Genomic DNA, 22,942 nt, shown 5'->3' on the forward strand with positions numbered 1-22,942 from the left:
CCAATACCAGGCTTAGCAACGGTTTAATGTTTTTTTAGCGATTTTTTTGCTTTAGCCGCACAGCCTATCACAAACGGCTTTTTCCCCCTACTTTCGCGAGTAAAGCCTCGGCATGTTATTCAATAAAATCGAACGAAGATCTCGAAATATTGCGCTATCACTGTTGGGGGAATGTGAATAGCATGTAGTTCATGCAAGGGACGCTGAGTCCTGATGTCACTGTCACAACGTAAGGAATTATCGATGAGCAACGTATTGGTTCTGAAATCAAGCATCCTGGCGACCTACTCTCAGTCTAACCAACTGGCCGATTTCTTCGTAGAGCAATGGAGCAACGCCCACAGCGGCGACACCATCACCGTGCGCGATCTGGCCGCACAGCCAATCCCGGTGCTGGACGGCGAGCTGGTTGGCGCGCTGCGTCCTTCCGATGCTCCGTTGACTCCGCGTCAACAAGAAGCGCTGGCCCTGTCGGACGAACTGATCGCCGAGCTGCAGGCCAATGACGTCATCGTGATCGCCGCACCGATGTACAACTTCAACATCCCGACCCAGCTGAAAAACTATTTCGATCTGGTTGCCCGCGCCGGCGTGACTTTCCGTTACACCGAAAACGGTCCGGAAGGCCTGGTGAAAAACAAACGCGCCGTGATCCTGACCAGCCGTGGCGGCATTCATAAAGGCACCCCAACCGACCTGGTGGAACCTTACCTGCGTCTGTTCCTGGGCTTCATCGGCATCACCGACGTGGAGTTCGTCTTCGCGGAAGGCATCGCCTACGGTCCGGAAGTGGCGACCAAAGCACAGGAAGACGCCAAAGCGGCCCTGTCTCAGGTGGTTGCCGCGTAAGAGACTGCGCAGGGGCGTCATGCCCCTGCCGGACAAGAGGCAAGCCTTGTCAAACCTGCACTACCCTCATAATAATCATCTATCCGTATCATTCAGCGCGCCCGACGGCGCGCTTTTTTTTACTTCTTCAGCCACTGGCCGTTGATGCCGCGCACATACTCGCCGCTCTGCGCCCGCGTCACCAGCTTCTGGCCGGCCATGCGCGCCACTTCATCAACGGCGATATGGTTGCCGTCCGCCACTTCCTGATACTTCTCGGCGCGGCCGGCGTTGATGCGCTTGACCAGCGCCAAAGTTTCGGCGTCCTGCTGCACCGGCGCGATGTAGCCGCTCAGGGTTTCCCCCACCCGCCCTTGCTGCTTCGCCTCATCCAGCGTCAGCGCCATCGCCAGGCCGCTGAACAGCCAGGCGGCGCCGGCCAGCCACAAATAACGTTTTTTCATGTCGGCTCCTAGAACAGACCGCTTTGGGTTTTCAGCAGGTTTTCGACGTCCTTATCCACCTTGATATGAATTTCATGTTCGATCTTGACGTTCATATTGATGGTGATCGGATCCTTAGGCGTCGCCACCTCGATGCGCGGCACGCAGCCGCTCAGCAGCGAAACGCACAGCACCGCTGCCAGCGTCGACACACTCATGATTTTCATTGTTGCTCCCCAGGTTGTGAGAGGGCCTGCTCCAGCCACTCCTGTAAATTGTCGCCGAAGCGCAAACTGCGCCACAGCTGAAACACGTTTTCCTGATGGCGATAGTTCAGGATCACCTCGCGCTTGGCGCTTTTCTGCGGGTTGATGCCGTCGATGCGCGCGCTCAGCGTCAGCTCGCCCAGGTTGTCGAGATCGACCCGGGCATGCGAACGGTTGATTTCCATGTAGCGCAGCCAGTCGATCGCCGCGCCGGTCGCCAGGTTGTTGCTGCCGATGGCGTCGGCCATGTCTTTGTCCAGGCGCAGCGTCAACGTGCCGGCGTTGGCGATCCAGCCGTTTTGCACCAGCCACTTCGGATGGTTCAGGAACAGCGGCAACTCGCCGTCGACGCGGCCGGACATGGCGAACTGCTTCGGTTTCAGGGCGGTAAACAGCGCGCTGAGATCGACCTTGTCCAGCTTCAGCACTGCGGCGTCATGCTGCGGCAACCGCAGCGCCGACAGGCTGATATGCCCGTTGAGCATGTCCACGCCGACGTTGCTCAACGTCAGCGGCTGCCCTTCGCTATAAGGATAGGTGCCCTGCAAATCGGCGGAAATGTTCTGCATCTCGAACAGGTTGGTGAAAGACTTGATGCGCAGCGATACCGGCTGTTTAGCTCCCAATTGCCAGTGATGCTGCTTGAACCGGTACGACAGGATGAAATCCAGGCCGCTCATCTCCCCGTCCTTCAGCCACATGCCGCCGTTTTTCACCACCCAGTGGCCACCGGCCTCGAACCCTTGTTCGCGGGCGGCGGAAAACGCCGACTGCGCGTAAAACTCGCCGTCGCGCAGCGTGAGATTGAGATCCGGCGCCAGCAGCGGTTGGAAGACCTTCAGCGACTGTTTCGGCCACCAGCCTTCGCCGCGCAGACGTTCGCCGTCCCAACGGCCGCGCAGCGCGATCGGACCAATCTGTTGCGCCTGCAGCTTGCCCTGCATCTGGAAACTGTCCGGCGAACGGCCGTTCACCTGCAGCGCCAGCACCGGCGCCGGCAGATAGCCGCCATCGCTGAAGCTGACCTTATCCGCCGCCAGCTGCAGCTCACCGTTGAACTGCGGGCTTTGTTCATCACGCCGCCAGCGCAGCGGCTGGTTGAGGCTCAAGCGCGGCGCGGCGACCGTCACCAGGCCGTACTTCAACTTATCGAAGCCGGTGGAGAGTTTATCGAGCACCAACTCGCTGTCGCGCCAGCTGCCGCTGCCGGCCACGTCCCAGGCGGCCTGCAGCGGCGGCAAGCGGCCATTGCCCCAGTAGCGCCATTGCCAGTGGCCCTTGTCCGGCCAGAAATCCTGCGCCTGGCCGTCCAGATGCAGCTTGAAGCGGCCCCAGTAACTGTCGCTGGCGCTCAAAATCGCCTGCAGGCGGCCGGTAATACCGGCGGCGGTCACCTTCACGCCCGCCAGCGGCAAACGCGCCTCTTCCAGCGTCATTTCCGGCGTCACCTTGCCCCACAGGCGCAGCAACGAACCCGGCTGCAGAACCAGCGTCGGGTTGAGAATGCTGCCGCCGAGCACGCCCGGGATCGACGCGGTAGCGGAGAAGTCGGCCAGATTGGCCTGGCCGGTCAGTTGGAACCGCAGATCGCTGTCGGTCAGCCCCACCTTGCCCGGCCCGAGGGTGAGCACCGCATTGCCCTTGCCGTTGTGGCCGGCGGTGATCACGTTCAGCCGCGCGCTGATCTCCGTTTCATCCAGTCCCTTGCTCCAATCGTGCAGCGCGATGCTGAGGCCGCCGTTCAACGGCTGTCCGCTGTAAGGCCAACGCCACTCGCCCTGCTTGATGCTGACCCGCTGCGGGGTCACTTCCCACGGCAGCACCGCCAGCGGCCGATCGTCGCCTTTCTCGCTCACCGTCAACACGCCCTGCTGCTGTTGCCAGCGCATATCCAGCAAAACCGGTTTTTCCAGATAGGCCGTCTGCATTTCACCCTGCAGCGCGCCCTGCGTCGGCAGGCTGGCCAGATCCAGCGGGATAGTTATCTTGCCCGCGAGGCGCAGCGGTTGCGCGCTGTTGGGCGGAATGACGGTCAGGCTGTGCAACGTCAGCTGCTGTTTTTCATCCAGCTGCGCCTCGGCGCTGAGATTCGGCCCCCGATAATGCAGACGTTGTCCGTCAGAGCCGGAGGAAAGCTGCAGCTTCCCGGCATAACGCTGCCAGGGAATGAGCGTGAGGTCATGAATGGTGAGATCCAGCGGCGGCAGCTGCCGCTGCAGTTGATCGAGCGCAAGCGGCGCGCTGTTGGCGTCGCCGCCCGGCAGTTTTGACAAACAGGCGCTATCGACGCTGACCTTATCGCTCGACAGCTGCCAGCGGCCTTGCCGATAAGCCAGCCGCGTCGGCCCGACGCTGGCCAGCAGACAATCTTGCGCGGTGAAACGCGCCCCCGCCAACGTCAGGCCGCCCTGGCGCCAATGCAATTTGCCCTGCAACTCCAGTCGGCTTCCCGCCGGCAACCAATGCGATAACACCCCCGGCAGCCAGCGCGGCAAGGTTTGCCACAACGCCAGCACCAGGATTGCGCAGCTCGCCACCGTCCCTATGAATACTTTCAATCGCCTGGTCATTAAATGATTGCTTCGTTCCTGTGTTAGGCATTGGTTAAGTCTATGCCTGAATTGACAATAATGATGGCACGAATTTGACATAGGGTGAAGCTGAGCGCGGTCGCAGAGGCGATTTGCACCCTTTTGGCGCAAGCGTGCGCGGAGTTGTAGATTTTCGTTACATATACATCACATAAATAGGACAGTTTTCAGACTTTTGTTATTGTTGTTACCGTTGATGATTAATAGTCTTGCAAGCATTCTAATAAAAGTTTAGCTGCTAGCTAACTGTGTACTAGAGAAGCCATTCCCCACACCCCCGTGGGGATTTTTTTGTCGCCCGCCTCACCGTCGCCTTCCCTTCACCGTCGTCAGCCCACAGCAGCCCTGCAGCGTGGCTAACCAATTGTCGAATTTACTAAAATCTGTTAAATTGATCACAAAATCACGGTGGAGAAACCACGATGAAATTGGCGATATACAGCACCAAACAGTATGACCGTAAATATCTCGAACTGGTGAATCAGCAGTTTGGCTATGAGCTGGAATTCTTCGACTTTTTACTCAGTAAAAAAACCGCCAAAACGGCCGCCGGTTGCAAGGCGGTGTGTATCTTCGTCAACGACGACGGCAGCCGTGAAGTGCTCGAAGAACTGGCGGCGCTAGGCGTCGAAATTCTCGCCCTGCGCTGCGCCGGTTTTAATAACGTCGATCTGGACGCCGCCAAAGCGCTGGGCATCAAGGTAGTGCGCGTGCCGGCCTACTCGCCGGAAGCCGTGGCGGAACACGCGGTAGGCATGATGATGTGCCTGAACCGCCGTATTCACCGCGCATATCAACGCACCCGCGACGCCAATTTCTCACTCGAAGGGCTGATCGGCTTTAACATGCACAATCGCACCGCCGGCGTGATCGGCACCGGTAAAATCGGCGTGGCGACGATGCGCATTCTCAAAGGCTTCGGCATGAAGCTGCTGGCTTACGATCCGTTCCCCAGCGAACAGGCGCTGGAACTGGGCGCAGAGTATGTCGACCTGAAAACGCTGTACGCGCAATCCGACGTAATCACCCTGCACTGCCCGCTGACGCCGGAAAACCACCATCTGCTGAATGCCGACGCCTTCGCGATGATGAAAAACGGCGTAATGGTGATCAACACCAGCCGCGGCGCGCTGATCGACTCTACCGCCGCCATCGACGCGTTGAAGCAGCAAAAAATCGGCGCGCTCGGGATGGACGTCTACGAGAACGAACGCGATCTGTTCTTTGAAGACAAGTCTAACGACGTGATTCAGGATGACGTGTTCCGCCGCCTGTCGGCCTGCCACAACGTGCTGTTCACCGGCCATCAGGCTTTCCTGACCGAAGAGGCGCTGACCAGCATTTCGCAAACCACGCTGCAAAACATCAGCCAGTTGGATCGCGGCGAAGCCTGCCCGAACCAGTTGAACGCGTAAATGGCATCTCGGGGCGCCCCTTGCGGCGCCCTGTTTATTTGAGAGCGCGACGATGAGAACAACGATGGCCGCCCTTGCGGCGCTGGTCTTGGGGGGATGCAGCATGAAACCACCCGCGACCGTTACGCCCGGCGATCTGATGCATCATAATTTCGTGTTGCAGAGCGTCGATGGCGAAGCGGCAAAATCCCCAACGGGCGGCGTCCTGCTCAATCTGGAGTTCGGCGAGAACCTGCACGTGTCCGGCGCGATGTGCAACCGCTTTTTCGGCCAGGGGCAATTACGCGACGGCGTACTGACGGTAAAACCGTTGGCCTCGACGCGCAGGCTGTGCCCTGATGAGCAGCGCAATCGCTGGGATCGGGTGATCGGCACCGTGTTGGAAAACGGCGCCGAAGTGACGCTGAGCGCGCAGCAGCTGACGCTCAACGGCAGCGGCCACACGCTGGTTTATGCCCTGCGCGACTGGGTATATTGATTCTGAACGCCAGGCCTGGCGCCGTGGGCTTACCCGGCGCAGCTGCCCAGGCCCAGCGTGCGTTCCTCACACTGTTTGCCGTTCGGCATCTGGCACATGCGCAGCGCTTCACCGTTCAAGTTGTGCGCGATGGTGGTGACGCCGCCGACCGCCGCACAACCGGCGCTGGTCTGCAACGTATTGATTCTGGCACTGTTGCCCTGCTGTACTGGCTCTTCGTTGTTGCTGCTGCAGGCGGCTAAAAGCAGCACGGCGCTGGCAAGCAGCCATTTTGATGTCGTCATTATCCCACTCCTGAACCCGGAACTGCGCTGTGTAAAATCGCCATTGCCGATAACGCGCGTCACTTGGCGGACACGTTTCGCTATCTTTGATGCAAACTTGTTTAATCTAGCTCGATATATAAATAATGAAAATATATTCCGGCCATTATTTGTGGTTTTTTTGCACCGGCTAGACATTTATTTTGTTTGCAGAATATTTCCGCCCCCATTGCGGGAGGTTAAACGTGACAGCGGCCCCCACCGCCCGCCCCGGCCGCAGAGAGAAAGTGATAACGTCACCGTTGCCGGCGACGGGGTTTCTTCGCATGATATCGGTATTAATTAACCCCGCGTGCTTTCGGCGTGACGGCGCATTTTTTGCTACCGGAGAGGATGATATTTGCGTCTATGCTGACGGCGCTAACTAATTAGCATTCCACTATTTTCAGTGAATGATGGCTGAATTCTTCAACCGGCGCGACTTGCTGTCACGCCGGCTTTTTTTACATCAAAATAACATTCAGTGCACAGAGGCTTTCGACAGTAAATTAATTACCAGCACGCCGGCAATAATTAATCCCATGCCGACAATCGCCGGCCAATCCAATTTTTGCTGATAAACGAATACCGCCGCGACCGACACCAGCACGATCCCCATGCCCGACCAAATCGCATACACAATGCCCAGCGGCATGCTCTTGACCACCATCGACAGCCCCCAAAACGCCACGCCGTAGCCCAGCACCACCAGCAGCGACGGCCACAGACGGGTAAAGCCCTCGGAGGCTTTCAACATGGTGGTGGCGATCACTTCCGCGACTATCGCCATCGTCAAATACATAAATCCGCTCATGGTTTTCTTCTGTCAGTTTACCGATGCGCAATTATGACGCGCCGGAAATAAATTGTCTTTAAACGGCGAAAACAATTTATTGAAGTGACCTCAACCGGCGATGCAAATAGCGATGCCGGATACGCTTGCCGATTTATCGCCCGCCACACAAACGCGATAAAGCCGCGTTCAAACCCTCTGTTAGACTTTTTTCCATTACTGCGAAAGTGCGCTTTCGCGGCTTTGTGAGCAATGAAAAGGTAATGTCGATGATAACTACAGATGGTAATAATGCAGTCGCTTCCGTGGCCTATCGCACCAACGAAGTGATTGCCATCTACCCTATCACGCCAAGTTCCACCATGGCGGAGCAGGCGGACGCCTGGTCCGGCGATGGCCGGCAAAACATCTGGGGCGATATCCCGCGCGTGGTGGAAATGCAGTCGGAGGGCGGCGCGATCGCCACCGTGCACGGCGCCTTGCAGACCGGCGCGCTGTCCACCTCGTTCACCTCATCGCAGGGTCTGCTGCTGATGATCCCGACGCTGTACAAACTGGCCGGCGAGCTGACGCCGTTTGTGCTGCACGTCGCCGCGCGCACCGTGGCCACGCACGCGCTGTCAATCTTCGGCGATCACTCTGACGTGATGGCGGTGCGCCAGACCGGCTGCGCCATGCTGTGCGCCGGCAGCGTGCAGGAAGCGCAGGATTTCGCGCTGATCTCGCAGACCGCCAGCCTCAACGCGCGCCTGCCGTTCATCCACTTTTTCGACGGGTTCCGCACCTCGCACGAGATCAATAAAATCGTACCGCTCAGCGACGATACGTTGCGGCACATGCTGCCGCAGGCGGCGATCGACGCCCACCGCCGCCGGGCGCTGTCGCCGGATCATCCGGTGGTGCGCGGCACTTCCGCCAACCCTGACACCTATTTCCAGTCGCGCGAGGCCACCAACCCTTGGTATGACGCCGCCGACCAGCACGTGATCGACGCCATGGAGGCCTTCGCCGCCCTCACCGGCCGCCACTACCGGCCGTTCGACTATTACGGCCACCCGCAGGCCGAACGCGTGGTGGTGGTGATGGGCTCCGCCGCCGGCACCTGCGAAGAAGTGATCGACACCCTGCTGACCCGCGGCGAAAAAGTCGGCGTGCTGAAAGTGCGGCTGTTCCGGCCGTTCTCCGCCAAACACCTGCTCGGCGCGCTGCCGGACAGCGTGCGCAGCGTCGCGGTGCTCGATCGCACCAAAGAACCGGGCGCGCTGGCCGAGCCGCTGTATCTGGACGTGATGACCGCGCTGGCGGAAGCCTACAGCCGGGGCGAGCGCGCCACGCTGCCGCGAGTGATCGGCGGCCGTTACGGCCTGTCGTCGAAGGAGTTCGGCCCGGACTGCGCGCTGGCGGTGTTTCGCGAGCTGGCCCAGCCGCAGCCACGCCCGCGTTTCACCGTCGGTATCTTCGATGACGTCACCGGCCTTTCGCTGCCGCTGAGCGACGAAATCCTGCCGCAGCGCGCCTCGCTGGAAGCGCTATTCTACGGTTTGGGCAGCGACGGCTCGGTCTCGGCCACCAAGAACAACATCAAAATCATCGGCAACGCCACGCCGCTGTATGCGCAGGGCTATTTCGTCTACGACTCCAAAAAGGCCGGCGGCCTGACGGTGTCGCATCTGCGCGTTAGCGAGCAACCGATCAATTCGGCCTATCTGGTCAGCCAGGCGGATTTCGTCGGCTGCCACCAGCTGCAGTTTATCGATAAGTACCAGATGGTTGAGCGCCTCAAACCCGGCGGCACCTTCCTGCTCAATACCCCTTACGGCGCCGACGAAGTCTGGTCGCGCCTGCCGCAGGAGGTACAGGCGCTGTTGCATCAACGCCAGGCGCGTTTCTACATCATCAACGCCGCCAAGCTGGCGCGTGAATGCCGGCTCGGCGCGCGCATCAACACCGTCATGCAGATGGCGTTTTTCCATCTGACGCAGATCCTGCCAAGCGACGTGGCGCTGCAACAGCTGCAGGACGCCATCGCCCGCAGCTACAGCAGCAAAGGCCAGGAGATCGTCGAGCGCAACTGGCAGGCGCTGGGCGCCACCCGCGGCGCGCTGATTGAAATCCCGCTGCAGCCGGTCGACGACAGCAGCCCGATGCGCCCGCCGGTGGTCTCGGACGCCGCGCCTGACTTCGTCAAAACCGTTACCGCCGCGATGCTGGCCGGACTGGGCGATGCGCTGCCGGTTTCCGCCTTCCCGCCGGACGGCACCTGGCCGGTGGGCACCACCCAGTGGGAAAAGCGCAACATCGCCGAAGCGATCCCGATCTGGCAGCCCGACCTGTGCACCCAGTGCAACCATTGCGTCGCCGCCTGTCCGCACTCCGCCATTCGTGCCAAGGTCGTGCAGCCGGCGGAGATGGAACACGCCCCCGCCTCCCTGCAGTCGCTGGATGTCAAAGCGCGCGATATGCGCGGGCAAAAATACGTACTGCAAGTGGCGCCGGAAGATTGCACCGGCTGTAACCTGTGCGTCGAGGTCTGCCCGGCGAAAGATCGCCAGAACCCGGAGATCAAGGCCATCAATATGGCTTCACGCCTCGATAATCTGACGGCGGAAAAAGACAACTACGATTTCTTCCTGCAGCTGCCGGAAATCGATACGGCGCAGCTGGAACGCATCGACATTCGCACCTCGCAGCTGATCACGCCGCTGTTCGAGTACTCCGGCGCCTGCTCCGGCTGCGGCGAAACGCCGTACATCAAGCTGTTGACCCAGCTCTATGGCGACCGTTTGCTAATCGCCAACGCCACCGGCTGTTCGTCGATCTACGGCGGCAACCTGCCGACCACGCCGTACACCACCAACGCCGAAGGGCGCGGGCCGGCATGGGCCAACTCGCTGTTCGAAGACAACGCCGAATTCGGCCTGGGCTTCCGTTTGACGGTCGATCAACATCGCGCGCGGGTGCTGCGCCTGCTGAATTCGCTGGCGCCGCAGCTACCGGAGCAGTTGGTCAATGCCCTGCAGATGGAAGACGTGGCGCCGGAGCCGCGCCGTAAGCAAATCGCCGAACTGCGCGCGCTGCTGGCGAGTATTGAAGGTGAAGATGCGCGCCAGCTGGCGACCGACGCCGACTATCTGGTGGATAAATCCATCTGGCTGATCGGCGGTGACGGCTGGGCCTACGACATCGGCTTCGGCGGTTTGGATCACGTCCTCAGCCTGACGGAGAACGTCAACGTGCTGGTGCTCGACACCCAGTGCTACTCCAACACCGGCGGCCAGCAGTCGAAGGCCACGCCGCTCGGCGCGGTGACCAAGTTCGGCGAGCACGGCAAGCGCAAGGCGCGCAAGGATCTGGGCGTCAGCATGATGATGTACGGCCATGTTTACGTTGCGCAGATCTCGCTGGGGGCGCAGCTCAACCAGACGGTGAAAGCGATTCAGGAGGCCGAGGCCTATCCGGGGCCGTCGCTGATCATCGCCTACAGCCCGTGCGAAGAGCACGGCTACGATCTGGCGCTCAGCCACGATCAGATGAAACAACTGACCGCCACCGGCTTCTGGCCGCTGTACCGCTTCGATCCGCGTCGCAGCGCCGAGGGCAAGGCCGCATTGGCGTTGGATTCACGGCCGCCGAACAGCAACCTGTCGGAAACGCTGCTGAAAGAACAGCGTTTCCGCCGCCTGAACGCGCAGCAGCCGGAGGTGGCCAGCGCGCTGTATCAGGCCGCCGAGAAAGAGCTGAAGGAGAAATACGATTTCCTCAGTCTGCTGGCCGGCAAGGCGGAAAAGTCCGCCGCTGAGTAACCTCCCTTAGGGCGCGAGCGATTCGCGCCCTGATCTTTTACCGTTGACGTAAGGCGTAGCAATAAAACCTGCTGGCATTCCTGCGCGCAATCCGTACCATACAGGCCTCGCGTCGGGCGCGTGGAAGCTGGATGATGAATAATGATCAAAATCGGCCGGTTGAATGGTAAACTCGCGGTCTACAACGCCATGCCCCTAGTGCCCCCCATTGAGAATGAGCACGATTTAAATGTCAGAAAAGCAATCCGTTAGCCAAAAAGAGCAGTACAACCTGAACAAATTGCAAAAGCGCCTGCGCCGCAACGTGGGCGAAGCGATCGCCGATTTCAATATGATTGAAGAAGGCGACCGCATCATGGTCTGTCTGTCCGGCGGCAAAGACAGCTACACCATGCTGGAGATCCTGCGCAATCTGCAGCAAAGCGCGCCGATCAATTTCTCGCTGGTGGCGGTGAATCTCGACCAGAAACAGCCCGGCTTCCCTGAGCATATTCTGCCTGCTTACCTGGAAGGCTTGGGGGTGGAGTACAAGATCGTCGAAGAAAACACCTACAGCATCGTTAAAGACAAGATCCCGGAAGGCAAAACCACCTGTTCACTGTGCTCGCGCCTGCGCCGCGGCATTCTGTATCGCACCGCCACCGAACTGGGTGCCACCAAGATCGCGCTGGGCCACCACCGCGACGATATTCTGCAGACGCTGTTCCTCAACATGTTCTACGGCGGCAAGATGAAAGGCATGCCGCCCAAACTGATGAGCGACGACGGTAAGCACGTGGTCATTCGCCCGCTGGCCTATTGCCGCGAGAAAGACATCGAGCGTTTCTCGATCGCCAAAGCGTTCCCGATCATTCCATGCAATCTGTGCGGCTCTCAGCCTAATTTGCAGCGCCAGGTGATCGGCGACATGCTGCGCGACTGGGACAAACGTTACCCAGGCCGGCTGGAAACCATGTTCAGCGCCATGCAAAACGTGGTGCCTTCGCACCTGAGCGATATCAATTTGTTCGATTTCAAAGGCATTCACCACGGTAGCGCGGTGGTGGACGGCGGCGATTTGGCCTTCGATCGCGAAGACATTCCGATGCAGCCGGTCGGCTGGCAGCCGGAAGATTCGGACGACGCGGCGCCTGCGCCGGCGCGTTTGGACGTGCTGGAAATCAAATAAGTCCCCTCGCCGCTCGCCACCCTGCGAGCGGCGACCTTTTCCCTCTCTCGACGATCTCGATCCTGTTCACAGTTTGCGCAAAATTTACTGGGCAGTGCCGTTTTTACCCTATACTGTTTATTTATACAGTCATATGGAGATCGCGCAATGAATATCACCCCCTGCCTGTCCCACGTCTCGCTGGGCTCCAACGATTTCGAGGCCGCCGCGGCCTTTTACGATCGCACGCTGGCCGCTTTGGGTTGCCGACGGGTGCTGGAGCATCCCGGCGCCATTGGTTACGGCCGCGACTACCCGGAGTTTTGGCTGCAGGTGCCGATCGACGGCCAGCCCGCTTCACCCGGCAACGGCACGCACGTCGGTTTTTTTGCCACAAGTAAGCAACAGGTGGATGAATTCCATCGCCAGGCGCTGCTGGCCGGCGCCGTCGATGAAGGCGCGCCCGGTTCGCGGCCGCACTACGGTGAGGCTTACTACGGCTGCTTTGTCCGTGATTTGGATGGGCACAAGATTGAAGCCAGCTTCTGGGATGAAAGCGCGGCCTGAGGAAGAGAGAAATCGAATAAAAAAATGCCGGTGATTAAACCGGCATTGTACGAATCAAATGTGCTATGCAGTAATTCAAAAATAAGAAAGTAAGACAATTATGGAGCGCAACGCCCATCGCTTGACGTTGCATTCACCTGCGAGAGAGATCATGCCCCATTTCCCCCGGCTAAATGTTGATTTTGCTCAATGTTAACCGGGTTTTCGTCATTTTCGCCTACAGCCAGCGGCTGCGCTTCAGCCACCAGGCGACGCCAAGCACCAACCCGACCAGCATCAGGCAAAATGCCGCGAAACCGAAGGGGTTGCCGCCGCCCGGTATGCCGCCAAGGTTGACGCCAAACAGCCCGGTCAGGAAGGTGGTCGGCAGAAATACCATCGCCAACAGCGACATGGTGTAAGTGCGGCGGTTCATCGCGTCGGCCATCACCGTGGTAATTTCGTCGGACAAGATGGCGGTGCGCGCGATGCTGCCGTCCAGATCGTCCAACCCGCGCCCCAGGCGATCCGCGATGTCCTGCATGCGGCGGCGATCGTCGTCGCTCATCCACGGCAGGCGGTCGCTGGCCAGCCGTGCGAAAACGTCACGCTGCGGCGCCATGTAACGGCGCAGCACGATAAGCTGTTTACGGATCAACGCCAGCTGGCCACGCTCCGGCACCTGCTGTTCCAGCAAGGCGTCCTCCAGATCGATAATCTTGTCGTGCAGATCCTCAATGAATTCGCTGGTGTGATCGGTCAACGCATCGGAAATCTCCACCAGCCAGTTGCCGCTGTTGGTCGGCCCGGCGCCGCTTTGCAAATCGTTCACCACCTGATCGATGGAATACACTTTGCGGTGCCGCGTGGAGATAATCAGTTTATCGGTGATGTACACGCGAATGGTGACCAACTGGTCCGGCCGCGAGTTGGCGTTAAAGTTGATGCTGCGCAGCGTGATCATGGTGCCTTCGCCCTGGCGGCTGACGCGCGGCCGTGAGCTTTCGCCGGAGAGCGCTTCGCGCACCGAGTCCGGCAGCAGCGGCGTGGTGCTCAGCCATTCGGCGCTGGCCGGGTGCGCGTAATCAAGATGCAGCCAACAAGGCGCGTCGCAGGTGATCTTGTCATCCTGCTCGATCGGCGTGACGCCGCCCTTGCCATCCAGCTGGTAGGCGTAAACCGCGTCGGCGACCTGCAGCTCGCTCCCCTCAATCACATCCATTCATTTATCCCCTCAGTCTTGCTTATGTTGCTGAGTCTAGCGTTAACGCCTTGGAGATCAAAGACCAAGCTGTAACGCCAGTTTTCATGTTGTCCCATAAGCGTGGTCTATACTTCTGCTGCCAGGAACGCAAGACAGCCCGAGAGGAAACTCGCATGTTACAAATCAGCACCGCAGATATCTTGAAAATCGTCCTACCGACCGTCATTACGCTGTTTATCGCCGTGGTCAAAACGCCTTTTCGCATTCGGCGGGAAAACCACGATAAGCTGTTAAACCTGCTCGAATCCGTCGAGAAGCCCCAAAGCGCCCCCATACGTCTGTTGCGGTTTCGCGACTATATCGGCAACCGCAGCGCCGGCCTTGTTGCGCTGCAGCTGCTGCTGGCATTGCCGGATAGCGTAGCGGCGCTGGAACGCTATCGTTTCACCGGTGGCCGTCAGCAAATCCTGCGCGCCACGCCCGCAGGCTTCGTTTTGCGGCCAAGCGCCAATAACGCGTTCAAGCGTTTCTTGCTTTCCTGTCGCTATTTCTTGCTGTATTTGGTGTTCGTTACGTTGCTGGTGCTGTTCCCTGCGTTGACTCAATGGGGGCTGCAGCAGTTAGGGGTATTGATTACGCCCTATTCACTCCGCTATCTGCCTAATGCGCGCATCACCGACGGCTGGCAGCTGCTGTTCCCCGGTTTATTATTTATTATCATTATGTTCAGCCTGGCATACATGACCTTCAGGCAGCTGGCACGCGCGGGTAACCTCAGTTCGGAACGCGCCTTTTATCGCTACTATCAACGAGCGCGTGAGGAACAACGATGCCGGGAAGTCCTGAGACAACTGCGCGCTGCGCTGCGCCGAACCTGACGAGAATGCGCCGCCTGCGCTGCATCGCAATGGCCGCCCTGCTGCTGTTCGGCCAATCGGCTCGTGCAGAGCCGGTGTTAGAACGCCTCGCCACACCCTATCACGCGCCGACGGCGGCGGGTTCACTGCCTTATTTTGTCGCGCACGCTCACTCCCCCCAGCCGCGCACCGCGCTGGTGGTGATGCACGGCCACCCGCGCGATGTCGCCAAGACATTGCAAGCGGCGATCGACGCCGCGCAGGGAGCGGGAGACAACAGCTTGCTGGTCGCCCCGCTGTTCCAGGTGCCGGAGACGCTTGCCGCCCGCTGCCGTTCCGCCGGGCTACCGGCGCCGCAAGAGGGTGACGCCCTATGGCGCTGCGGCTCCTGGATCGAAGGCGGTTTGGATAATGGCGGGAAAACCGGCTCGTTCAACGCCATGGATAACCTGCTGGCCGATCTGAAACGGCGCTGGCCGTCGTTGCGGTCGATCACCGTCGCCGGTTTCTCCGCCGGCGCCCAATTCGTGCAGCATTATGTCGGCTTCGCCAACCCGCCGGACGGAGTGCGTCTGCGCTATGTCGTCGCCGATCCGGGCAGCTGGCTCTATTTTGACAACCTGCGTCCCCAGCCCCTTCATCCGGAGCGCTGCGGCAGTGAAAAAACCTGTCGCTTCCGCTGGCAAACGCTGGACGCCGGCCAGTGCCCGCAGGCTAACCAGTGGAAATATGGTCCGGAAGCGCTCCCCGCTCACCTGCAGCGCACCGCCGCCGCAGCCCGTCGGCGCTATGCGGCGGCGGATATCACCTACCTGGCCGCAGACGGTGATACCGGCACCGCGCCGGGCGCCTACTATCGGATACTCGACAAATCCTGCGCCGCCCAGCTGCAGGGTCCCTACCGGTTGCAGCGCGCCCTGGCCTATGCCGACTATGACCGGCGCTATCTGGCGCCGGAGAAGCCGCATCGGCTAACCCTCGTTCCCGGCTGCGGACACAACGTCGCCTGCGTCTTTCCCGCGCCGGCGGCCAGGCAAGCGCTGTTCTCCATTAATGCAGACTAATAATAACGGCATTGAAATAAACCATTGCCGATAAATCAGACAATATCGCCGATAAAGCGCTGGTAATGCCGTTATTATTATGACTTAACATATTGCTATCAATTTTAATTCAAAATGATAATAATAAATCAACACAAAGCTGTTTCAGCGCAAATTTTAGGGGCATATACTTTTCTCACTACGAGGAGGTAGTTATGTTACGCGACCATTTAAAAATAAACGCCAGCGATACGCTGGAAAAAATCAGCAATATCCATTTGCAAAACCAGGGCCAGGAAGAGATCAGTGAGTTTGTGGTGAAAAACGCCGCCGGCCTGCAGATTGGCAAGGTCTCCGTCCACGATCGTTTCAGTACCCGTCGTTCTTATCCCACCAGCTACCGCATTACTCAGACCGATATGAGCGGCCGCGTAGTGGTGGACGCCATGCGGGACTGTCTGTAAGCGTAACCGCTCTCTGAAATAGACAATATTAATGTGATGATGGCAACCCTGTTTATTATTAAACGGGGTTTATCGCGTGGAAAAATTAATTAGCCGCGTGGTTTCGCCGCCGATAAAATAACGCCCCCGCATTGCGCGGGGGCGATAAATAAACCCATTCAGTGTTTGATGATATACATCGTTTGGCTATAGGCCACATCTTCCGGATTGGTGATCGGGTAGCCTTTTACCCACGGTTTGATCAGGCGGCCGTTGGTGTATTGGTATATCGGCGCGATTGGCGCCTGATCGGCAATGATCTGTTCCATCTTGTTGTAATCGGCGGTCACCGCCGCCGGGTTGGTTTCCCGCCCCGCCTGCGCCAGCAGCTTGTCGTAGTCCGCATTCTTGAACTTGGCGATATTGCCGCTGTGGGTGGAGGTCAGCAGCGACAGGAAGGTCGACGCCTCGTTATAGTCACCCACCCAGGAGGCGCGGATCACATCGAAATTGCCGGTATTGCGGCTGTCGATGTAGGTTTTCCACTCTTGGTTTTGCAACTTGACGTCAATCCCCAGCTTTTTCTTCCACATCGAGGCCACGGCGATGGCGATCTTCTGGTGGCTCTCCGAGGTGTTATACAGCAGCGTCAGCTTCAGCGGGTTGTTCGAGCCGTAGCCGGCCGCCTGCAGCAATGCCTTGGCCTGCGCGTCCAGCTCCGCCTGCGGCTGCTGTTGCAGCAAACTCGCCTCGGGTTTGAACCCGGCGGTGACGTCCGGCGTGAAGTGATAAGCCGGTTTTTCACCGGTGCCCAACACTTTCTCCGCGATAATCTTGCGATCGATGGCGTAGGACAAAGCCTGACGCACCCGCACGTCGTTGGTCGGCGCACGCTGGGTGTTGAACGCGTAATAATAGGTGCCGAGCTGATCCGGGGTGTACACCTGCCCCGGGATGTCTTTCAGCAGCTTCTGATACATGTTTTTCGGGAAGGATTCGGTGATGTCGATGTCACCCGCCAGATAACGCTTGGTGGCGTTGGATTCCTGGTTGATCGGCACGAAGGTCACTTTGGTCAGCACGGTGCGCGCATGATCCCAGTAATGGTCGTTAGGCGTCAGCACCAGCTTCTCGTTCACCACCCGCTCCTGCAGTTTGAACGCGCCGTTGCCCACCAGATTGCCGACCTTGGTCCAGTCGTTGCCGTATTTTTCCACCACCGCCTTGTTCACCGGGAACAGGCTGAAGTTGGCCGTCAGGCTGACGAAGTACGGCACCGGCTTGTCCAACTGCACCTTGAGCGTGTAGTCATCCGGCGCCGATACGCCCAAGCGATCGGCCGGCAGTTTGCCGCTGATGATCTGCTCGGCGTTCTGGATCCCCGCCAGCTGCGCGAACCAGGCGAACGGCGACAGATTTTTCGGTTCTACCAGCCGCTGCCAGCTGTAAACGAAGTCTTTTGCCGTGACAGGGTCACCGTTTGACCAGCGCGCGTCTTTACGCAGATGGAAAATATAAGTCTGATTGTCGCTGGTCTGCCAGCGGGTGGCGACGCCGGGGATCACTTTGCCGTTGGCGTCCTGATTGACCAGCCCTTCGAACAGATCGCGCGCCAGCTGAGCCTCCGGCAAGCCAACCGCTTTGATCGGATCGAGCGAGGCCGGTTCGTCTTTAATGTGGCGCACGATTTCCTGTTTGTCCGCCAGCGCGGTGCCCGGGGGAACCTGCGCCGCCATGGCGCTGCTCATACAGGCGCCGATCGCCGCCGCGCAAAGCGCCAAACGAAAACCCCGTTGCATTTTTTTTCCCGTCATTATGATTTGTCCCCCGTTAACCATCTGAATTTTTTATCATATAGCACAAGATCCATCCGGCCTAGAGCCCGCGGGCGAGAAGTTGCAAAAAGTGCGATTCAGGCGATAAAAAACCCGTGCGGCGCAGGGCGGCACGGGTGGGATTGCGGCAGCGACCGTCAGTCGTACAGGTGGATACTGTTGATGCGGTAGCTGAACTCTTCACCCTCTTCTTCATCGAACACGGTGAAAAAGCCTTTCTCAGCCAGCGGACGGGCCGAGATATCGGTTTTTTGCAGCTGACGCGCATCCGCGTCGTCGTAGCCGTAGTCGAGATAGAAGGCATCTTTCTGGTAATCGATATGCAGGGTGAACGGATAGTTCGATTCGTCCCCGCGCCCGTCGTCATTTTTCACCACGCCGAACCATTCCCCCTGACGGATCTGGTTTTCAGCGTCTACGCCGCACAGCAGCGTGATGGTGTCATTTTCATTTTCGCTATAGCTGGCGATGATTCTGGCTACTGGCATGTTAAATCCTCTTGCGGGTGATTGGCTTAGCTCTGCCGTTAGTATAACAACAGCCTCAGGCCAGGTGCGGTTTAATTGGCGTTTTCGCCGCTACCGCATCACAGATCGCGCAAACGCCGCACAATTGCGATGGGAAAGATGTCTCAAAGCGTAATACACTGAATAAAATGACAATGACTCTCGGCCTTTAACTCAGGGACAACACCATGACCGAACATCGACCGCGCAGTGAACGTGGCCAGTTGGCCGTCGCAGGAGAGAACTACGGCAGCTCGCTGCTGGGCGCGCCGCTGCTCTATTTCCCGGCGGCGGTCAGCGGCCCGGAAACCGGGCTGATCATCGCCGGCACCCACGGCGATGAGAGCGCCGCCATCGTAACCCTGTCCTGCGCGCTGCGCAGCATCGCCCCCGAACAGTTGCGCCACCACGTGGTGCTGGCGGTCAACCCCGACGGCTGTCAGCTGGGGCTGCGCGCCAATGCCAACGGCGTCGATCTGAACCGCAACTTCCCGGCCGCCAACTGGCGCTCCGGCGACACCGTCTATCGCTGGAACAGCGCGGCGCCGGTGCGCGACGTCAGGCTCTCCACCGGCGGGCGCCCCGGCTCCGAACCGGAAACCCAGGCGCTGTGTCATCTGATCCATCGCCTGAAGCCGCATTGGGTGGTGTCGTTCCATGAGCCGCTGGCCTGCATCGAAGATCCCGCCAGCTCGCGGCTCGGCGTTTGGCTGTCGCACAAGTTCGAACTCCCGCTGGTGACCAGCGTCGGCTATGAAACGCCAGGTTCGTTCGGCAGCTGGTGCGCGGATCTGTCGCTGCCGTGCATCACCGCCGAATTCCCGCCGATCTCCGCCGATGCCGCCAGCGAGCGCTACATCGACGCCATGACCGAACTGCTGACCTACCCGAATTAATCCCTACGGGGCGAGATCGACGATCGCCCCGCATTCGAACGCCAGACCCGGTTCGACGTCCCGCGCCAGCCAGGTCGGGCCGTCCAGATCGACGAAACGCGCCGCCGGCGCCAGCGGCAAGGCGGCGGATATCGCCCGCGACGTGCACAACATGCAGCCGAGCATGATGGCGAATCCCTGTTCGCGCGCGGCCTGCGCCAGTGCCAGCGCCTCGGTCAAGCCGCCTGTTTTGTCCAGTTTGATGTTGACCATCTGATAGCGTTGCGCCAGCCGCGGCAGATCGGCGCGGGTGTGGCAGCTCTCATCGGCGCAGATCGGCAGCGGATGAATAAAGTGTTCCAATGCGGCGTCATCACCGGCCGGCAGCGGCTGCTCCAGCATCGCCACGCCGAGATCGGCCAACAGCTGGCAGCGCGCCGCCAGCCCTTCCGCCTGCCAGGATTCATTGGCGTCGACAATCAGCGTCGCCTGCGGCACCGCGGCGCGGATCGCCACCAGCCGCTCGCTGATATAGTGATCGTCGAGTTTGATCTTCAGCAGCGTGGCGCCCTGCCGCTCCAGCTCACGCGCGGCGAAGGCCATCGCTTCCGGCGTTCCGATGCTGACGGTCTGCGCCATGCGGATCTGCGCCGGCGCCGTCACGCCGCTGCGCTGCCACAGGCTCTGCCCGTGCAGACCACACTCCAAATCCCACAGCGCCGAGTCCAGCGCGTTGCGGGCCGCGCCCGCCGGCATCTGCGTCAGTAGCTGCTCGCGGGTGATGCCTTGCGCGATCGCCGGCGCCATCTCAGCCAGCTGCGTCATCACCGATTCCTCGCTCTCGCCATAGCGCGGATACGGCGTGCATTCGCCGACGCCGCGCACGCCCTGCTGTTCGATTTCGACCACCACCACCCTGGCTTCGGTGCGGCTGCCGCGCGCGATCACGAAGGCGGTGTGCAGCGGCCAGGCTTCCGGGTAAAAACGCATGTCTCTCATAACGGCTCCTGAGCGAAAACTGCGCATCCAGGCAGGCTGATGCGCCGGTGATGTTTTATAGAACAGCCTAATATATACAACTATTTAGCAAACTTTGATATCCAATCCGCCCCGCTTGTCATAAACTGGCGTCAGGGTGTGAACCTGATGTTAACAGCCGCCGCCGGCGCGCCGTTTCATCAGGTTCATACCCTTTGTATAAACACCTGTAAAAGGAATCTAGCAATGACTCAGACAGTACATTTTCAAGGCAATCCGGTCAGCGTAGCGGGCAAACTGCCACAGCAGGGCGAACAGGCCAAGGCCTTCTCGCTGGTTGCCAAAGACCTGTCAGACGTAGCGCTGAGCAGCTTCGCGGGTAAACGCAAAGTCCTGAACATCTTCCCAAGCATCGATACCGGCGTCTGCGCGACGTCGGTGCGTAAATTCAACCAGTTGGCCAGCGGCCTGGATAACACCGTGGTGCTGTGCATCTCCGCCGATCTGCCGTTCGCCCAGTCTCGTTTCTGCGGCGCGGAAGGCCTGAGCAACGTGGTCACGCTGTCCACCCTGCGCGGCGCCGAGTTCAAACAGGCGTACGGCGTTGAAATCGCCGAAGGTCCATTGGCGGGCCTGACCGCGCGTGCGGTCGTGGTGCTGGATGGCCAGGACAACGTGCTGTACAGCGAGCTGGTGAACGAAATCACCATCGAGCCGGATTACGACGCGGCGCTGGCAGCGCTGAAATAATAAAGCCGGCGAACGCCGGCTTTGGATACACGGGAAGGCGCCGCAAGGCGCCTTTTTTATTCTTCGCCCTCAGCGCCGCCTTTGCGGCTGCTCAGGCCATACTCGCGCAGCTTGTTGGCGATGGCGGTATGGGAAACGCCCAACCGCTTCGCCAGCTTGCGGGTGCTGGGATAGGTGCGATACAGGCGCGTCAGCACCGAGCGCTCGAAACGCTTGCTGATGTCGTCCAGTGAACCGTCCAGCACCTCGTCGCCCAGCGACATCTCCACCTCGAACTCCGGCAACACGATATCCTGCGGCCGCAGTTCGTAGCCTTCGGTTTGCGTCAGCGCGCGGTAGATGGCGTTTTTCAGCTGGCGCACGTTACCCGGCCAGCCGTATTTGCTGAGGAAGCTGCCCAGATCGTTCGCCAGCTTGGGCCGCGCCACGCCCTGCTCATCGGCGAAGCGCGCCACGAACAGCTCGGTCAGCGGCATGATGTCCTGCGGACGTTCGCGCAGCGGCGGAATGGTGATGGTCAGCACGTTGAGGCGATAATAGAGGTCTTCGCGGAATTCGCCGCGCTGCACCAGCTCGGTCAGGTTCTTCTGGGTGGCGCAGATCACGCGCACGTCGACGTGCACCTCATGCTCTTCGCCGACCCGGCGGAACGTGCCGTCATTGAGAAAACGCAACAGTTTGGTCTGCATGCGCGGCGACATTTCGCCAATCTCATCCAGCAGCACCGAACCGCCGTTGGCCTGCTCGAAGAAGCCCTTTTTGCCTTCCAGCGCGTTGGGATAAGCGCCCGGCGCATGGCCGAACAGCTCGCTCTCCACCACGTCATCCGGCAGCGCGGCGCAGTTCAGCGCCAGGAACGGCTGTTTGCCGCGCGGGCTGCGCAGGTGGCAGGCGCGAGCCAGAATATCCTTGCCGGTGCCGGTATCGCCCACGATCAGCAGCGGCGCATCGAGCATCGCCAGTTTGCGCGCCTGCTCCAGCACGTGACGCATCTTGGCGCTCACCGCGACGATGTGATCGAATTCGGTATCGTCGTTCACCGACAGATTTTGCAGTTGGCGGCCCATGCGCGCGGTGGACTTCAACATCACCACTGCGCCGACCGCAGCCGGCTGTTGCTGTTCGTCTTCCAGATAGATAGGCGTAATGTCCATCAGGAAGTCCTGGCTGCGGATCACCACCCGTTCTGAGTGCGGCGCCGTATGCTCACTCTCCAGCCAGCGGCTGAAGTTATAGCCGCCGATCAACGCCCCGGCGGTCTGGTTGCGGATCTTGTCTTCGTTCAGGCTGAACAACGCCAGCGCCGCCGGATTGGCCAGCTCGACCTTGCCCTTCATGTCGATAGAGAACACCGGCTCCGGCATCGACTCCAGCAGCGCACGCAGCGCGCGATGCTCGCGTTCGGAAGGCATAAAGCTGACGGTGCGCACGTCGGTCACGCCGGCGATGCGGCGGATCTCCGCCATCAGCGCGCGGAAAGTATCGAAGTCCAGCTGGGAGAAATTGAGGTAAATGCGGCCGATGGGATCGATCTCGATGCCACGTAAGTCAATGCTGCGCGATACCAAAAGATCGAGTAATTCTCGAGTGAGACCGAGGCGGTCTTCGCAAAATACTTCCAAACGCATCAGTGTTGGCCTTATCTCTGCAGGTGCGGGGATCGTTAGCGATGATGATACTCCCTCGCACCGGGCGGTAGAAGCGATCTGTCAGCAAAAGTTGACAGAACTCTGATTTATTGCCGTGGTTGCTGATTTTAAACGCAAGCGAATAACAGCATCGGCGTCATTTTAGCCCACAAACAGAGAGTTATCACAAACAGATTTAATTTTGCAGATA

Annotated in this window: 21 protein-coding genes; 11 read left to right on the plus strand and 10 right to left on the minus strand. The window is 59.6% G+C overall.

Annotated features, from left to right (window positions below):
- Positions 1 to 243 precede the first annotated feature (243 nt).
- Positions 244 to 849: an FMN-dependent NADH-azoreductase gene (gene azoR, locus ACSBQV_RS04450; RefSeq protein WP_015377994.1), complete on the plus strand. Its 606-nt coding sequence runs from the start codon at positions 244 to 246 to the stop codon at positions 847 to 849.
- Positions 850 to 968: 119 nt separating this feature from the next.
- Here azoR and ACSBQV_RS04455 read toward each other — a convergent pair whose 3' ends face one another.
- The 3 genes from ACSBQV_RS04455 to ACSBQV_RS04465 are packed head-to-tail and all read right to left on the minus strand — an operon-like array spanning position 969 to position 4,107.
- Complete coding sequence (locus ACSBQV_RS04455) at positions 969 to 1,292, minus strand: YdbL family protein (protein ID WP_033643218.1); 324 nt, start codon at positions 1,290 to 1,292, stop codon at positions 969 to 971.
- 8 nt (positions 1,293 to 1,300) lie between these two features.
- The gene (locus ACSBQV_RS04460; protein ID WP_025302979.1) at positions 1,301 to 1,498 is read right to left on the minus strand and encodes a YnbE family lipoprotein; all 198 of its coding nucleotides are present in this window, start codon (positions 1,496 to 1,498) and stop codon (positions 1,301 to 1,303) included.
- Positions 1,495 to 4,107 carry a YdbH family protein gene (locus tag ACSBQV_RS04465; protein ID WP_099785768.1) on the minus strand — a complete coding sequence of 871 codons (2,613 nt, stop codon included), beginning with the start codon at positions 4,105 to 4,107 and terminating at the stop codon, positions 1,495 to 1,497. Before ACSBQV_RS04465 ends, ACSBQV_RS04460 begins: the two co-directional genes overlap by 4 nt.
- Positions 4,108 to 4,550: 443 nt before the next feature.
- Between ACSBQV_RS04465 and ACSBQV_RS04470 the strand changes: the two genes are divergently transcribed.
- Together ACSBQV_RS04470 and hslJ are read left to right on the plus strand one after the other, a co-directional pair.
- Positions 4,551 to 5,543, plus strand: coding sequence for a 2-hydroxyacid dehydrogenase (locus ACSBQV_RS04470; protein ID WP_033650287.1), 993 nt, complete (start codon positions 4,551 to 4,553; stop codon positions 5,541 to 5,543).
- 52 nt (positions 5,544 to 5,595) lie between these two features.
- The gene (gene hslJ, locus ACSBQV_RS04475) at positions 5,596 to 6,021 is read left to right on the plus strand and encodes a heat shock protein HslJ (protein WP_033643221.1); all 426 of its coding nucleotides are present in this window, start codon (positions 5,596 to 5,598) and stop codon (positions 6,019 to 6,021) included.
- Between the two features lie 29 nt (positions 6,022 to 6,050).
- On the opposite strand, the gene ACSBQV_RS04480 is transcribed toward hslJ, so the two are convergent.
- Together ACSBQV_RS04480 and ssmE are read right to left on the minus strand one after the other, a co-directional pair.
- Positions 6,051 to 6,305: a DUF333 domain-containing protein gene (locus tag ACSBQV_RS04480; RefSeq protein ID WP_015377999.1), complete on the minus strand. Its 255-nt coding sequence runs from the start codon at positions 6,303 to 6,305 to the stop codon at positions 6,051 to 6,053.
- A gap of 499 nt (positions 6,306 to 6,804) precedes the next feature.
- Positions 6,805 to 7,137 carry a multidrug efflux SMR transporter SsmE gene (gene ssmE, locus ACSBQV_RS04485; protein ID WP_033632935.1) on the minus strand — a complete coding sequence of 111 codons (333 nt, stop codon included), beginning with the start codon at positions 7,135 to 7,137 and terminating at the stop codon, positions 6,805 to 6,807.
- A gap of 248 nt (positions 7,138 to 7,385) precedes the next feature.
- Between ssmE and nifJ the strand changes: the two genes are divergently transcribed.
- The 3 genes from nifJ to ACSBQV_RS04500 all read left to right on the plus strand — a co-directional run bounded on the left by nifJ (position 7,386) and on the right by ACSBQV_RS04500 (position 12,633).
- Positions 7,386 to 10,919: a pyruvate:ferredoxin (flavodoxin) oxidoreductase gene (nifJ, locus tag ACSBQV_RS04490; protein ID WP_099786183.1), complete on the plus strand. Its 3,534-nt coding sequence runs from the start codon at positions 7,386 to 7,388 to the stop codon at positions 10,917 to 10,919.
- A gap of 229 nt (positions 10,920 to 11,148) precedes the next feature.
- Entirely contained in the window at positions 11,149 to 12,087 is a 939-nt protein-coding gene (gene ttcA / locus ACSBQV_RS04495; protein WP_033643222.1) for a tRNA 2-thiocytidine(32) synthetase TtcA, read from the plus strand.
- Between the two features lie 147 nt (positions 12,088 to 12,234).
- Positions 12,235 to 12,633 carry a VOC family protein gene (locus tag ACSBQV_RS04500; RefSeq protein ID WP_099785770.1) on the plus strand — a complete coding sequence of 133 codons (399 nt, stop codon included), beginning with the start codon at positions 12,235 to 12,237 and terminating at the stop codon, positions 12,631 to 12,633.
- A gap of 217 nt (positions 12,634 to 12,850) precedes the next feature.
- Here the strand turns inward: ACSBQV_RS04500 and zntB are convergent, their stop codons facing one another.
- Positions 12,851 to 13,834, minus strand: coding sequence for a zinc transporter ZntB (gene zntB / locus ACSBQV_RS04505; protein ID WP_047575040.1), 984 nt, complete (start codon positions 13,832 to 13,834; stop codon positions 12,851 to 12,853).
- 50 nt (positions 13,835 to 13,884) lie between these two features.
- On the opposite strand from zntB, the gene ACSBQV_RS04510 reads away from it, so the two are divergent.
- The 3 genes from ACSBQV_RS04510 (at position 13,885) to ACSBQV_RS04520 (ending at position 16,180) form a co-directional block, all read left to right on the plus strand.
- On the plus strand, positions 13,885 to 14,694 hold the full coding sequence (locus tag ACSBQV_RS04510) for a hypothetical protein (RefSeq protein ID WP_241900232.1): 810 nt from the start codon (positions 13,885 to 13,887) through the stop codon (positions 14,692 to 14,694).
- Positions 14,646 to 15,737, plus strand: coding sequence for a hypothetical protein (locus ACSBQV_RS04515; RefSeq protein WP_099785774.1), 1,092 nt, complete (start codon positions 14,646 to 14,648; stop codon positions 15,735 to 15,737). Before ACSBQV_RS04510 ends, ACSBQV_RS04515 begins: the two co-directional genes overlap by 49 nt.
- Before the next feature lie 194 nt (positions 15,738 to 15,931).
- Entirely contained in the window at positions 15,932 to 16,180 is a 249-nt protein-coding gene (locus ACSBQV_RS04520; RefSeq protein ID WP_004930507.1) for a hypothetical protein, read from the plus strand.
- Between the two features lie 158 nt (positions 16,181 to 16,338).
- Here the strand turns inward: ACSBQV_RS04520 and ACSBQV_RS04525 are convergent, their stop codons facing one another.
- Positions 16,339 to 17,973: a peptide ABC transporter substrate-binding protein gene (locus ACSBQV_RS04525; protein WP_181937714.1), complete on the minus strand. Its 1,635-nt coding sequence runs from the start codon at positions 17,971 to 17,973 to the stop codon at positions 16,339 to 16,341.
- A gap of 158 nt (positions 17,974 to 18,131) precedes the next feature.
- The gene (locus ACSBQV_RS04530; protein ID WP_015378006.1) at positions 18,132 to 18,482 is read right to left on the minus strand and encodes a hypothetical protein; all 351 of its coding nucleotides are present in this window, start codon (positions 18,480 to 18,482) and stop codon (positions 18,132 to 18,134) included.
- A 206-nt stretch (positions 18,483 to 18,688) separates the two neighbouring features.
- Between ACSBQV_RS04530 and mpaA the strand changes: the two genes are divergently transcribed.
- Entirely contained in the window at positions 18,689 to 19,396 is a 708-nt protein-coding gene (gene mpaA / locus ACSBQV_RS04535) for a murein tripeptide amidase MpaA (protein WP_033643228.1), read from the plus strand.
- Between the two features lie 3 nt (positions 19,397 to 19,399).
- Here the strand turns inward: mpaA and ycjG are convergent, their stop codons facing one another.
- Positions 19,400 to 20,374 (minus strand): L-Ala-D/L-Glu epimerase, encoded by a 975-nt coding sequence (gene ycjG, locus ACSBQV_RS04540; RefSeq protein WP_046687132.1) that lies wholly within the window; start codon positions 20,372 to 20,374, stop codon positions 19,400 to 19,402.
- Positions 20,375 to 20,599: 225 nt separating this feature from the next.
- Between ycjG and tpx the strand changes: the two genes are divergently transcribed.
- Entirely contained in the window at positions 20,600 to 21,103 is a 504-nt protein-coding gene (gene tpx, locus ACSBQV_RS04545; RefSeq protein WP_434991421.1) for a thiol peroxidase, read from the plus strand.
- A gap of 56 nt (positions 21,104 to 21,159) precedes the next feature.
- On the opposite strand, the gene tyrR is transcribed toward tpx, so the two are convergent.
- A complete protein-coding gene (gene tyrR, locus ACSBQV_RS04550) occupies positions 21,160 to 22,731 on the minus strand; it encodes a transcriptional regulator TyrR (protein WP_033643230.1) in 1,572 nt (523 codons plus the stop codon).
- Positions 22,732 to 22,942: the final 211 nt, after the last annotated feature.

Source organism: Serratia sp. B501 (assembly GCF_051172315.1).
GTDB classification, from domain to species: Bacteria; Pseudomonadota; Gammaproteobacteria; order Enterobacterales; family Enterobacteriaceae; genus Serratia; species Serratia ureilytica.